This is a genomic window from Glaciimonas soli, assembly GCF_009497155.1.
Lineage (GTDB): Bacteria > Pseudomonadota > Gammaproteobacteria > Burkholderiales > Burkholderiaceae_D > Glaciimonas > Glaciimonas soli.
In genome coordinates, this window is the sequence record NZ_WINI01000009.1 from 255,550 (window position 1) to 268,766 (window position 13,217).

The 13,217-nt window shown below is 47.6% G+C and carries 11 protein-coding genes; 1 reads left to right on the top strand and 10 read right to left on the bottom strand.

Features of this window, described 5'->3' with window-relative positions:
* Positions 1 to 71 precede the first annotated feature (71 nt).
* Complete coding sequence (locus GEV47_RS17890; RefSeq protein ID WP_153236146.1) at positions 72 to 407, top strand: hypothetical protein; 336 nt, start codon at positions 72 to 74, stop codon at positions 405 to 407.
* 185 nt (positions 408 to 592) lie between these two features.
* Here the strand turns inward: GEV47_RS17890 and cysM are convergent, their stop codons facing one another.
* The 10 genes from cysM to GEV47_RS17940 form a co-directional block, all read right to left on the bottom strand.
* Positions 593 to 1,495, bottom strand: a complete 903-nt coding sequence (gene cysM, locus GEV47_RS17895) for a cysteine synthase CysM (protein ID WP_153236147.1) — start codon at positions 1,493 to 1,495, stop codon at positions 593 to 595.
* 175 nt (positions 1,496 to 1,670) lie between these two features.
* The gene (locus GEV47_RS17900; RefSeq protein ID WP_153236148.1) at positions 1,671 to 2,015 is read right to left on the bottom strand and encodes a ComEA family DNA-binding protein; all 345 of its coding nucleotides are present in this window, start codon (positions 2,013 to 2,015) and stop codon (positions 1,671 to 1,673) included.
* Positions 2,016 to 2,175: 160 nt separating this feature from the next.
* The gene (gene rfaE1, locus GEV47_RS17905) at positions 2,176 to 3,111 is read right to left on the bottom strand and encodes a D-glycero-beta-D-manno-heptose-7-phosphate kinase (protein ID WP_322741696.1); all 936 of its coding nucleotides are present in this window, start codon (positions 3,109 to 3,111) and stop codon (positions 2,176 to 2,178) included.
* A 101-nt stretch (positions 3,112 to 3,212) separates the two neighbouring features.
* The gene (locus GEV47_RS17910; protein WP_153236150.1) at positions 3,213 to 4,592 is read right to left on the bottom strand and encodes a UDP-glucose dehydrogenase family protein; all 1,380 of its coding nucleotides are present in this window, start codon (positions 4,590 to 4,592) and stop codon (positions 3,213 to 3,215) included.
* An 82-nt stretch (positions 4,593 to 4,674) separates the two neighbouring features.
* Entirely contained in the window at positions 4,675 to 5,850 is a 1,176-nt protein-coding gene (gene lapB, locus GEV47_RS17915; protein ID WP_153236151.1) for a lipopolysaccharide assembly protein LapB, read from the bottom strand.
* 268 nt (positions 5,851 to 6,118) lie between these two features.
* Positions 6,119 to 6,433, bottom strand: a complete 315-nt coding sequence (locus tag GEV47_RS17920; protein WP_153236152.1) for a LapA family protein — start codon at positions 6,431 to 6,433, stop codon at positions 6,119 to 6,121.
* Between the two features lie 137 nt (positions 6,434 to 6,570).
* Entirely contained in the window at positions 6,571 to 6,876 is a 306-nt protein-coding gene (locus tag GEV47_RS17925; RefSeq protein ID WP_153236153.1) for an integration host factor subunit beta, read from the bottom strand.
* Between the two features lie 155 nt (positions 6,877 to 7,031).
* Positions 7,032 to 8,753: a 30S ribosomal protein S1 gene (rpsA, locus tag GEV47_RS17930; protein WP_153236154.1), complete on the bottom strand. Its 1,722-nt coding sequence runs from the start codon at positions 8,751 to 8,753 to the stop codon at positions 7,032 to 7,034.
* Positions 8,754 to 8,918: 165 nt separating this feature from the next.
* Positions 8,919 to 9,590 carry a (d)CMP kinase gene (gene cmk, locus GEV47_RS17935; RefSeq protein WP_153236155.1) on the bottom strand — a complete coding sequence of 224 codons (672 nt, stop codon included), beginning with the start codon at positions 9,588 to 9,590 and terminating at the stop codon, positions 8,919 to 8,921.
* 61 nt (positions 9,591 to 9,651) lie between these two features.
* Positions 9,652 to 13,206, bottom strand: coding sequence for a DEAD/DEAH box helicase (locus GEV47_RS17940; protein ID WP_153236156.1), 3,555 nt, complete (start codon positions 13,204 to 13,206; stop codon positions 9,652 to 9,654).
* Positions 13,207 to 13,217 lie beyond the last annotated feature (11 nt).

Genomic DNA, 13,217 nt, shown 5'->3' on the forward strand with positions numbered 1-13,217 from the left:
ATTACGCCAATTTTGCACGTAAATTGCGCCATCCTTCCCTATTTAACATTCATTATGGAATATGAAGAATTATGAATACGACTCCAGAAGCTCCAAAAAGCAATAAACTTGATGAACAAGTTACTTATGATCCAAATCATCTTTTGGATTCGTTGATCGATAAATTGCACTTAAAAAATGATGCTGCCCTGTCGCGCGCATTGGAAGTGGCGCCACCGGTGATTAGCAAAATCCGTCACCATCGCTTGCCAGTCGGTGCTTCGCTGTTGATTCGTATGCACGAAGTAAGCGCACTGACAATTAGCGAATTACGTGGATTGATGGGTGACCGTCGTGAGAAATTCCGTATCAGCGACAAGCAATTCAAACCAAAAGATAAGATCGAAGCCGAGAAAAACGGTCTGTAATCAAAAAATGTGACTGATGCGACGGATACGCTTCATGCCGATGGCATCCCTGCGTTTTTTGACTATTTGGTTTTATTTTGCTGGACTGCAGTGCGTTTGAGTTTTACATTTAAAACTTGGTCGCACTGCAATTAATATTGATCTGGTAATTTCTTAGCTTGTTCTGCGACTGCAGAATACAGCAATCATGCAGGGAAGATTCCTGTAGACAAATAACGATCTCCGCGATCGCAGACAATAAATACTATCGTGGCATTTTCAACTCTCTCAGAGATACGTAACGCCACCTCGCATGCACCTGCTGCAGAAATGCCGCAAAAAATTCCCTCTTCACTTGCTAGTCTCCGCGCCATTTGTTCCGCCGCCGCCTGACTCACTGACTCGGTTTGATCAACACGTGCCTTATCAAAAATTTTTGGCATATAGGCTTCTGGCCACTTTCTGATACCAGGAATTTGCGAACCCTCTTCTGGCTGCGCGCCGATGATCTGCACCGCAGGGTTTTGCTCTTTTAAATATCTTGAAACACCCATGATCGTGCCGGTTGTTCCCATTGCACTGACAAAGTGAGTAATGCGGCCTTCAGTGTCACGCCATATTTCTGGACCTGTGCTTTCATAATGCGCCAGGGAATTGTCAAAATTGGCGAATTGGTCAAGCATCGTTCCTTGACCATCTTTTGCCATTTTTTCAGCCATATCACGTGCATACTCCATTCCACCCGTCTTTGGCGTCAAAATAATTTTGGCACCATATGCGGCCATACTCTGGCGTCGTTCTTCACTCAAATTTTCTGGCATCAACAACACCATTTTATAACCACGCATGGTTGCTGCCATTGCTAGCGCAATGCCGGTATTGCCACTAGTGGCTTCAATTAAGGTATCGCCCGGCTTAATATCGCCACGCTCTTCCGCTCGCTTGATCATGGATAAGGCTGGCCTGTCCTTGACTGATCCCGCTGGATTATTGCCTTCGAGCTTACCCAAAATGATGTTATTGCGCTGTTTCGCAATATCGCCTGGAATACGCTTTAGTTGTACCAACGGAGTATTACCGATTGTGTCTTCAATAGTCAGATAAGGCATAGGGTGTGGGGAAACGTGAAAAGTGAGTGGGACAGAAAACGCATTTTAATATGAGACTTTATTATGCGTATGAGCGGGCACCAATTTAGGGGTGGGATGGCCAAATGGACAATGAAAAAACCCCGCATCTAACGGGGTTTTTTGAGTGATTATGCGGTTTCCCACATGACCTGAATCATTTTTTTGTGACCGCGGCAGTTTTATTTTTTACTTCTTTGGGAGCTGTTGTTGCAGGGGTCGTCGCATTAGTTTTAGCTTGTCCGTTTACCGTCAGACCTGCCTCCGACAATTTAACTGATTTTTTCCCGCTTATGCCTTTGACGCGCGTTTCAAAGTCTGGCCAGTCTTTGAAATTACCGCCTTTAGTGCGTTCATCGATAATGCGCTGTGACGTCGCAGGCCCAATCCCCTTGATACCGTCCAGTGCGGCTCGATCGCCTTTGTTAACGTCAACTTGGGCAAACGCCAATCCCATTGTGGCAAACGAAACAACAACAAACCATAATATTTTTTTCAGCATTTTGTTCTCTTTTCAATAAATAAAGATGACTCAATAAAGCACTCACTAGGCCCGACAGATTGCGGAATCTAGCCTGCTTTATTATAAAGATCACATCTTCAAATAATTGACAAAAACATCATGCTTTTGCGAACATTAGGTCTTGGCTTATTGCGTCGACCTATTTAGTCGCCTGAAACAACTCGTCGTAACTAACCGTCGCCGTACCCAGTTTTCCAACCACGATACCGCCAGCACGGTTAGCCAGGTCAACCGCTTGCGCGATCGGCAAGCCTGCACCTAACATCACGGCTATAGTTGCAATCACCGTATCTCCAGCACCGGAAACGTCATACACTTCACGTGCGATCGCAGGGAAATGCACTATCTCATCGGCGGTATAAAGGGTCATCCCTTCCTCTGAACGCGTCAACAATAACGCTTCCAATGCCAATGAAGTACGCAGATTCTGCGCTTTGGCGGTGAGCTCTTCTTCACTTTTCCAATTGCCGACGATATGTCTTAATTCCGATTTATTCGGTGTCAGCATGGTAGCACCAGCATAGCGCGAAAAATCATCCCCTTTAGGGTCAACCAGAATGCACTTGCCAGCTTGTTTGGCAGCCGCAATCATCTCAACTGCATTGACCAGTCCACCTTTAGCGTAATCAGACAAAATGACGACGGGATATTTGGGTAGTAATGTATTGAATTGACTGAGTTTGTCACGCAATACCACATCGGTTGGCGGCTCTTCAAAATCAATTCGCAACAATTGCTGTTGGTGGCCGATCACGCGCAATTTGATGATGGTGGAAATCGCTGGATCACGCGCTAAATGACTGTCGATTCCAAGTTCAGTCGACAAAGCATGCACTATATCGCCTGCCTCGTCCTGACCAACGACGCCCAACAAACCGGCACCGCCACCAAGTGTTGCAATATTACGCGCAACGTTGGCCGCACCGCCCAAACGCTCTTCACGTTTGACGATACGTACCACTGGCACCGGCGCCTCAGGTGAAATGCGATTGACTTCACCAAACCAATAACGATCAAGCATGATATCGCCAACCACCAGAATGCGAACATCTGCAAAAGAAGCCGGAATCGCCATTGGTTTCATCTCTTTATTAAACTGCGCTGTATTTGTCATTTATCAAACCTTCGCTGTCTTACACTTTAAGTAACCGCGCATAACCGTTTATGCGTGGTTACTTAGCCACGCGTCAGCACAGAGCGGCCGATACCATAATATTCAAAGCCGATATCGCTCATCACTGTCGGCTCATACAAATTGCGTCCATCAAAAATGACAGGCGCTTTAAGGTGCTTGCGTACCTGCTCAAAATCCGGACTGCGATAGTTTTTCCATTCAGTGACGATGGCAAGTGCTTCAGCACCTTCCAATGCCTCCATTTGATTTTCGCAAAAACGCAGACGTTGTAGCGCTTCTGGCTGATTAGCAAAATCGAGTTCCAATACGCGCCTGGCTTCCGCCATCGCCACAGGATCGTGCACTGCCACCGTTGCGCCACGGCCCAGCAATTCACCCAACAGTACGCGCGAAGAAGCTTCCCGCATATCATCCGTATTTGGCTTAAATGCCAATCCCCACAATGCAAAGTGTTTGCCACTGAGGTCTTCACCAAAGCGCTCTACAATTTTATTGCCTAGCACATGTTTCTGACGATCATTGACCTGCTCTACTGCACGTAAAATCAACAGATCCTGACCATAAGCGCGCGCCGTACGCTCAAGCGCTTGTACGTCTTTCGGAAAACATGAGCCACCGTAGCCGCAACCAGCATACAAAAAACTATGGCCTATGCGCGGATCAGAACCAATCCCGTGACGTACAGCTTCAATATCGGCGCCAACTTTATCAGCCAGATTTGCCAGCTCATTCATAAATGAAATTCGCGTCGCCAGCATAGCGTTAGCGGCATATTTTGTGAATTCCGCAGAGCGCACATCCATCCAGTAAGTACGCTCGTGATTTCGATTGAAAGGCGTGTAGAGTTGCTTCATCAACGCACGTGCGTTTTCGCCGGCGGTATCGTCATTGCAACCAATCACGATACGATCTGGACGCATAAAATCTTCAACCGCTGCGCCCTCTTTCAGGAATTCGGGATTAGAGACGACAGAAAAAGTCGTTTCTGTGGCTAACTTACGTACCGCCAATTCCGCAGTAATCGCCGCCGAAACTTTATCGGCTGTACCAACCGGCACAGTCGATTTATCGACGATGACTTTGAAATCGGTCATATATTTGCCGATATTGCGCGCCGCTGCCACCACATATTGCAAATCAGCGGAACCATCTTCGTCCGGCGGCGTGCCAACTGCGATAAATTGAATTTGACCATGCGCAACGCTGGCTGCAATATCGGTCGAAAACTGCAAACGACCGACCGCACGATTACGCGCGACGATTTCAGCCAAACCAGGTTCATGGATAGGAATACCACCGTTATTTAAGATGGCGATCTTCTTTTCGTCGACGTCTAGACAAAATACATCATTGCCCAACTCTGCCAGACAAGCGCCTGTGACCAGACCCACATATCCCGTGCCGATGATTGTTATTTTCATGTTGTTCCGTACTCCGTTAAAACTTCTACTATTGCTCTAACCCCTCGCTCCAATCAGGAAAAAGGAGCAAACTCGGCATCACTTAATTCATCACATTCAGTTCTTCAGTCCGTCGCGGTGGATAGGTTTCCCAGCGACTGCAACCCGGGCATTGCCAATAAAATAACCGCGCTTTAAAACCACAATGGCTGCATTGATAGCGCGCCAGTTTTTGCGTATAGCCATGTACCAAATTCTTCACGACAGAAAGTTCAGAGTGCATTTCCGGTGGCGCAATCATCAAGCGCGCTTCCAGCAATTTATCCAACCCTAATAGCGTTGGAGTGCGTCGCAATTCATCGCTCACCAATTGATTCGTGGATTCAACGCCGTCCAGTTCCAACACTGCTTTAAATACAACTTCTAACAGATCAATCGAAGAAGCCTCATTCAGGTAGGAGCGCAATAAATTCACACCTTCGTGCGGACGTCCGACTGCGCGATAGGCATCCATCAACCGTTGGGCCACCAATGCTACGTGCAGCACGCTTTGTTGCTCGACACGACGCCATGCCACGATAGCTGCTTCAGGATCGTTCTGTACCAGATGAACATCGCCCAGCAGCATCGTGGCGCGTACACTGTTTCTATCGTTGTCTAATGCCTTTTTCAGCAATGTCATGGCCATGTCTGGATGACCATCAACCAAGGCATCTTGCGCTAACTCGCAATAGAACTGCGCGATCTCCTTTGGTCGCGCACCGGCACCGGTTTCTTGCAAAACCTGCGCCGCTTCAATTGCTCGTTCCCACTCTTTTTCACGTTGATAAATTTCGAGCAAAGCGCGACCGGCTTGCGCGCCGTAGGGAGTATTAACCAGTAAGTTAAAACTTTCTTCCGCACGATCAAGTAAGCCCGCTTTCAAATAATCCTGGCCTAGTTCATATTGCGCATGCAGACGATGTTCTTGCTCCAGATCGGGACGTGCCAACAAGTTTTGGTGAACACGAATCGCCCGTTCGGTTTCGCCACGGCGGCGAAATAAATTACCTAATGCAAAATGAAGTTCCGCAGTTTCGGGATCAAGTTTGACGATTTCAATGAAAGCATCAATCGCTTTATCGGGTTGTTCGTTCAGTAAAAAATTGAGGCCTTTAAAATAGCCTCGCGGCAAACTACGCGATTCGGAAATCAATTGATTGATATCAACCCGCGCAGCAATCCAGCCCAAGCCAAAAAAAACTGGGATACCTAGTAACCACCAGGTTTCAAATTCCATATGTAAGTCTCTAAAAGATTAATAGATTTCTTTCAAAACCGTCACCTCAGCTTACTGAGAGTAGGTTTTGTGAGAAATCTAATGCAGTACGACATTATATAGACGACTCAAGTGAAACTACATGGGTGCTTGGTAACGCTCCGTAACCAATTGAAAATGCGATATCGCAACGAATGGTATTCATCATGCGGCCATTTCAACATTACTCAGCTTACTTTGAGCGCAATGAGTCGGGCTCTTACTATGTTTCCCGTTGACTATACTTCAGTTATATATTTCTGATGCTATCCACTTGTGGCGCAGCTTCACGCGCAACACGCTGTGCTTCTTGTTCTTTTTGCAGGGAGGTGAGTGCTTTTTTATTTTTAGAAGCATTACGACGGTGACGAAATAGTGCTGGTGTCATTGCCAATACACCCAATACCGCACCAGAGGCGAAGAAACCCAGCAATATCAAAACCAATGGACCACGGATCTCGTAATTAAGAAAAAAATCAAGCGTCACTTCTTGCGTGTTTTTTAGCGCAAAGCCAAAAAAAATAAGAAACAGAAAAATCGCAATGGCGCGGGAGATAAGTTTCATAAACAGGTTCCTAAAATGTTATAAATAAGTCATGTCGAAAACCATCATGATTGCATATTTTAAAACAAAATTGTACGTGAAAAAAAACGGCATCCGAAGATGCCGTTTCTATTTCTTACACATAACATACACGTAAGCTAGTCTTCTATGATTGGCTGTCCAACCATTGCATCGACCCGTTCACGCAACTCTTTACCAGGTTTGAAATGGGGGACCCGCTTTTCCGGAACCATCACTTTATCCCCTGACTTCGGGTTACGACCAATCCGCGGCGGCCTGCGATTTAACGCAAAGCTACCAAAACCACGTATCTCAATGCGCTGGCCGGTAGATAAAGCATCGCCCATCGCATCGAGTATGGTTTTGACCGTGTACTCCGCATCTTTCGCAACCAGTTGCGGATAACGCTCGGCCAAGCGGGCAATCAGCTCAGACTTTGTCATTTGCGTGCTCGCTTCTTACTTAAGTACGTTTATGTTAAGTATGTCCACAAAACTGTTTAGACTAGGCACCCCCGACGCAGGCAGTACTGTAGTACGGCAAGGCGGCGGTAACGACGTATAAACAGTTTTTGGGCATACTTATTTTTCAATACAACTTAGTTCTTATTATCGAACTTAGCTTTCAACAACGCGCCCAGGCTAGTTGTACCCGAAGCAGCATTAGAGTCAACAGCAGTTGACATCTTTTGCATTGCTTCTTGTGTTTCAACATTGTCTTTAGCTTTGATCGACAACTGGATACCACGTGCTTTACGATCGATGCTCAATACCAACGCTTCAACTGTATCGCCAACTTTCAAGTGTGTACCAGCATCTTCAACGCGGTCACGCGAGATTTCAGATGCGCGCAAGTAGCCTTCGACTTCTTCCGACAACTGGATCACAGCGCCCTTAGGCTCAACCGACTTAACAGTACCTGTTACCAAAGCACCTTTGTCGTTCATTGCTGCGTAGTTGTTGAATGGGTCGCCTTCCAATTGCTTAACACCCAGGGAAACGCGCTCACGCTCAACGTCGATTGCCAATACGATGGCTTCCAACTCGTCACCTTTTTTGAAGCGACGAACTGCTTCTTCGCCAGTTTCTGTCCATGACAGATCCGACAGGTGAACCAAGCCGTCGATGTTGCCAGCCAAGCCGATAAACACGCCGAAGTCAGTGATAGATTTGATTGCGCCTTTAACTTTATCGCCCTTCTTGTGAGTGATCGCGAAATCATCCCAAGGATTAGCTTTGCACTGTTTCATACCCAGGCTGATACGACGACGGTCTTCGTCGATTTCCAGAACCATCACTTCAACTTCGTCGCCTAATTGGACAACTTTGTTTGGTGCCACGTTCTTGTTAGTCCAGTCCATTTCTGAAACGTGAACCAAACCTTCGATACCTTGTTCGACTTCAACGAATGCGCCGTAGTCGGTCAAGTTAGTAACTTTACCGAACAGACGTGTGTTCGCTGGATAACGACGTGACAAACCAGTCCATGGATCGTCGCCCAATTGTTTCACGCCCAGTGAAACACGGTTTTTCTCTTGATCGTACTTCAGAACCTTAGCAGTGATCTCTTGACCGACTGTCAATACTTCTGATGGGTGACGCACACGACGCCATGCCAAGTCAGTGATATGCAACAGACCATCGATACCGCCCAGATCCACGAACGCGCCGTAGTCGGTGATATTTTTAACAACGCCATTAACGATGGTGCCTTCTTTCAGCGTTTCCATCAGTTTTTGACGCTCTTCGCCCATCGACGCTTCGATCACTGCACGACGTGACAACACAACGTTGTTACGCTTGCGATCTAGCTTGATGACCTTGAATTCCATGGTCTTGCCTTCGAACGGCGTAGTATCTTTAACAGGACGTGTATCAACCAACGAACCTGGCAAGAACGCGCGAATGCCGTTAGTCAGAACGGTCAAACCGCCCTTAACTTTGCCATTAACTGTACCAGTGACGATCTCGCCAGACTCCATCGCTTTTTCAAGCGAGAGCCAAGATGCCAGACGTTTAGCTTTGTCGCGTGACAAGATAGTGTCGCCGAAACCGTTTTCCAACGATTCGATAGCAACAGAAATGAAATCGCCAACTTGAACTTCAAGTTCGCCATTGTCATTTTTAAATTCTTCAACTGGAATGAAGGCTTCTGATTTCAGGCCAGCGTTGACGATAACGAAGTTATGGTCAAGACGAACGACTTCAGCAGAAATAACTTCACCCATACGCATGTCTTGTTTAGACAGCGAATCTTCAAACATGGCAGCAAATGCGTCGTAACCAGCAGATGCTTCGGAACGGATAGTAACTGTAGACATAGGATTTTTTTACAAGTTTGGCCTAAATTGGAGAACATCCCATGTGATAGCGAACCATCTCACCAATCACAACAACCAGAATGCATACAATAAAGGGTTAAGTTTTAAAATATTCGAACCGACTTTGCATCAGATCGAATAACCAGAAAAATACAACAAAAACATTTAATTCGTTTTTACAGCCGCATACCAACTAAGTACTTGCTGCACCGCTTGTTCTGCGGTCATTTCGGAAGTATCGAGATGATGTGCCCCATCAGCGGCTTTAAGTGGCGCCGAGCTGCGATGTGTATCGCGCTCATCCCGCATCTTCAAATCCATTGAGAGGTCTTTCATATTAGCAGAAAAACCCTTGTCAATCAATTGCTTATAACGTCTTTGTGCCCTGGCATCCACACTTGCCGTTAAAAATACCTTTAGAGCTGCGTGCGGAAAAATCACTGTCCCCATGTCACGCCCATCTGCAACCAGACCCGGAGCTTTTCGAAATCCCAGCTGCAAACCGTACAAAGCTTGCCTAACCGGCATCAAAGTGGCAATTTGTGATGCCGTATTACCAACAACCTCAGCGCGAATCGCATCGCTGACATCTTCATTTGACAAAAAAATATGCATGCCATCGAAATGACAATGCAAATGCTCGGCCACTTTCGCCAGGGCATGCTCATCATCCAGCGGCGTGTTACGGCGCAACGCGGATAACGCCGTCAAACGATATAACGCGCCCGAATCGAGGTAATGAAAACCTAAATGTTGCGCGACCTTTTGCGCCACTGTACCTTTACCAGAAGCGGTAGGTCCATCAATGGTGATAACCGGGATGGCAGAATTTGGCATAGCCAGTACTTTCTTTTTTTAAAATAGACTGAGAACTTACAAAAGTTTAATTGTAAAATTTTTAGGCTTGTAATGGCTCAAAAATCACCTGCAAATCTTCTGCAGTTAACTTGCCATCCAACATTTCCCCCGAGTCGCCCAGAATTGCATCGGCCAACGCAGATTTTTTCTGTTGCAACACCTGAATTTTTTCCTCTACCGTTCCTTTGGCAATCAGTTTATAAACAAACACTGGTTTGTCTTGCCCGATTCGCCATGCACGATCAGTTGCTTGATTTTCCGCAGCGGGATTCCACCAGGGATCGTAGTGAATCACCGTGTCGGCCGCCGTCAAATTGAGACCGACGCCGCCAGCTTTAAGACTAATCAAAAATATTGGCACTTCGCCCTGTTGAAACGCCCTCACCACTGAGGCTCGGTCTTCCGTCGCGCCAGTCAGCATCGTGTACTTAATATTGGCGCTGGCGAGTGCCTCGGCGATTAACACCAGCATGCTGGTGAACTGCGAGAAGATCAATATCCGCCTGTCCTCCTCTAACAGTTCTTGCACCATCTCCATCAATTCCAGCAACTTGGCCGACGGTGCGTGCTTAGTGGCAGCATTTTCGTCAGACATCTTCACCAGGCGTGGATCGCAACAGGCCTGACGCAATTTCAATAAAGCTTCAAGAATGACAATATGGCTACGCGCCAAGCCTTTGGTGGCAATTGCATCGCGCACTTTTTTATCCATCGCCAGACGTACCGTTTCGTACACATCGCGCTGGCTGCCGCCAAGCTCAACAGTGCGCACCATTTCAGTTTTCGGCGGCAACTCGCTAGCCACTTTATCTTTGGTACGACGCAATAAAAACGGCTTGATACGGCGCACCAACAACGCACGCCTTGCTTCATCACCGTGTTTTTCTATCGGCTGGCGGAAATCGCGATTGAAGGTTTTTTCATCTCCCAGCAGACCCGGCAACAGAAAATGAAATTGCGACCACAGCTCACCTAAATGATTTTCCAATGGCGTTCCGGTAAGGCACAAGCGATGGCGCGCTTTTATAAGCGTCGCACTTTGTGCCGCTTTGGAGCGCGTATTTTTGATGTAGTGCGCTTCGTCCAAAATCAATAAATGGAAAGCATGTTCACGCAGTTTTTCTTCATCGCGCGGCAACAAGGCATAGGTCGTCAGCACGATGTCAAATTCTGGGATGCGCTCAAATTGCGTTAAGCGCTGCTTGCCCTGCAAGACCAATACTTTCAGGTCCGGCGCAAAACGTGCAGCCTCTTCCTGCCAGTTAACCATGAGACTGGTCGGCGCTACAACCAAGGCCGGCGCTGTCAAACGCCCTGCATTTTTTTCGATCAAAATATGCGTTAAGGTCTGGACAGTTTTACCCAAACCCATGTCATCAGCAAGAATGCCGGCGAAATCGTATTCGCGCAAAAACTGCATCCACGCTACGCCTTCCATTTGATAGCTGCGCAATGTCGCCTGCAAACCATCAGGCACAGTGATGCCTTGTATCCCGCCAAAGGTGTTGAGCTTATGGCCGACCTGACGCAACCGCTCGCCACCCATCCAGCGCATCTGCGCACTACCTTCCAATTCAGCCAGACGAGCCGCGTCCAGACTTGATAAACGCACAGAGTCGCCGATCAACTTGTCGGCAAAATACAACTCGCCCAAGGTGGTCAAAATAGGTTTGATACGTCCCCACGGCAGAGCGACTCGCAGGCCGTTATCCAAGCGCATCAACAGCTCATCATGATCATCTCGTTGCGCTAAAGTACGCGGATTAAAATCCTGTGGCGCCTGGCGAATTAAATTAATCAGCAACGGCAGTAACGATATTCGCTCCCGATTGACAACTATCCCCAACGCCAAATCGAACCAGGTATTACCCGCCTGCGCATCATCGTTTGCCTCATCAATATCGGCATACCAGTCGTCAATATCGCTCACATCAAAACGATAGGCTGACGATTTATTAATCTGCCAGCCTTGCTCTTGCAACGCAGATATGCCGTCATGATTGAACCGTAGCCAGGCTGACTGGTCAGGCAAAACAAAAGCGCCGGGTAATGTGGCAAGCGGATGATCGCTAGCCGTAGCTTGAAAATGCAATGCAAGCAAGACTTGCTGAGCCGCCGCTTCAAACACGGGATCGCGCGCTATTTTTTCTATGCCGTTGGCGCTGTTGCGCTGCAAAGTTGGCGCAAATGATGCCGGCACCAATGTGCCGTCATACACAAAATGCAACTGCGCAAAATCCAATGTAGAACCATCCACATAGGGCACGTTGTCCAATTTCAAAAGCACTTGCGGCTGCACCGCATCAAGCTGTGCAAACGGCACCTCTATCGGCAAAGGAATCACATGATTGAGGCCCTGCACCAATAGTTGCTGCGCCACTTGCAATTTATTCGTCGCGTCAAGCAGCGGTGCTTGTGCTACCAGAGCAATCAAGTCGTCGTTCGCTATCCGCATCAATGCCGATGGCAAATGCAGTTCCCCGCTAGATAGATTATTAATGTACCACGGCGGATCTGTTGGCAATACATAGTCAATGATTTCAGCCGCAGCAGTATCAACCGCGGAACTCGTTTCAGAAGAAAACTGCCATACCAATTTCAATGCGTCGCGTGCCGGCTTGTAGGCAGACACAGCCAATTTCTTCGGACGTCCCCAGCTAGACATGCGCTCATCAGGTGTATCACCGGCTTCTTCTAAATGCTGCGCGCGCCAGTTTAAGACGGCATGACGTGACACCGCCAATTGCATGTGATGCGCTTGCCCCTTACCTAAATCGGCTAAGGAATTTGCCCACAGCACACTCTTTTTCTGCAACAACAGATTCAGTAATTGCGCCCCGAGTTTTCCACGCAGCTCACAGTGACTGGCCTGACGTTGATAATAAGACGGCGCTTTGATATTTGCGCTCAATGCCATGAACAGACTGACTGCATCATGGTCGCTTTCTTGTATGTTTTCGCGTAACGACTCTTGAAAACTATGACCATCACTTAACGGCTTGACTGCGCTATAACTGCCGTCTTTGCGCAATCGTGCCCGACACAAATGCAAAGTGATCTGCTTGCCATTGTGCCCCGGAACTAAAGCGAAAATGAGGCGAAAGGATGGGTTGTTGGGTGCATGATGAAGCACGTCCTGATTCACCGACGGGGCTGTCGGCAGGTCTATTATCTTAGCGCGATCTTCTGCGATCCGCTGCAACCAGTTGTCAATAACACGCGGCAAAGGTGGCTCCACCTTTGCCGTCGTCACCAATGCTGATGGTGTTATAGCTTCAGATAATGCGTGCACTGAAGAACTCTGCAAATAATGAATTAATACCGCTGCAACATGCTTGCAGTTATAAGCGACAGGACAAGAGCAATGCCCCTCGACATCAACTCCATGCTCACCGTTATACACATAAATTTCCTGCGCATAGATTTGCAGTCCACTGCCACGCACAGTCGCTCGAAAAGAAAATTCGGCGTTGTCGATCACTTCTGTTTCTGTTTTTAATACTCTGTCTTCATCTGCGTATCCCTGCCCGCGTTCAAATGCAGCAGCCTCGACAGCATTCTGAATGTCATCGAGTGTAAAGTGAACAGGCTGCATCGCGCCCAATA

Bases quoted from the DNA above. Each gene is read 5' to 3' on its own strand.
- GEV47_RS17890 (WP_153236146.1), top strand. From the start codon at position 72: ATGAATACGACTCCAGAAGCTCCAAAAAGCAATAAACTTGATGAACAA.
- cysM (WP_153236147.1), bottom strand. From the start codon at position 1,495: ATGCCTTATCTGACTATTGAAGACACAATCGGTAATACTCCGTTGGTA.
- GEV47_RS17900 (WP_153236148.1), bottom strand. From the start codon at position 2,015: ATGCTGAAAAAAATATTATGGTTTGTTGTTGTTTCGTTTGCCACAATG.
- rfaE1 (WP_322741696.1), bottom strand. From the start codon at position 3,111: ATGGCGATTCCGGCTTCTTTTGCAGATGTTCGCATTCTGGTGGTTGGC.
- GEV47_RS17910 (WP_153236150.1), bottom strand. From the start codon at position 4,592: ATGAAAATAACAATCATCGGCACGGGATATGTGGGTCTGGTCACAGGC.
- lapB (WP_153236151.1), bottom strand. From the start codon at position 5,850: ATGGAATTTGAAACCTGGTGGTTACTAGGTATCCCAGTTTTTTTTGGC.
- GEV47_RS17920 (WP_153236152.1), bottom strand. From the start codon at position 6,433: ATGAAACTTATCTCCCGCGCCATTGCGATTTTTCTGTTTCTTATTTTT.
- GEV47_RS17925 (WP_153236153.1), bottom strand. From the start codon at position 6,876: ATGACAAAGTCTGAGCTGATTGCCCGCTTGGCCGAGCGTTATCCGCAA.
- rpsA (WP_153236154.1), bottom strand. From the start codon at position 8,753: ATGTCTACAGTTACTATCCGTTCCGAAGCATCTGCTGGTTACGACGCA.
- cmk (WP_153236155.1), bottom strand. From the start codon at position 9,590: ATGCCAAATTCTGCCATCCCGGTTATCACCATTGATGGACCTACCGCT.
- GEV47_RS17940 (WP_153236156.1), bottom strand. From the start codon at position 13,206: ATGCAGCCTGTTCACTTTACACTCGATGACATTCAGAATGCTGTCGAG.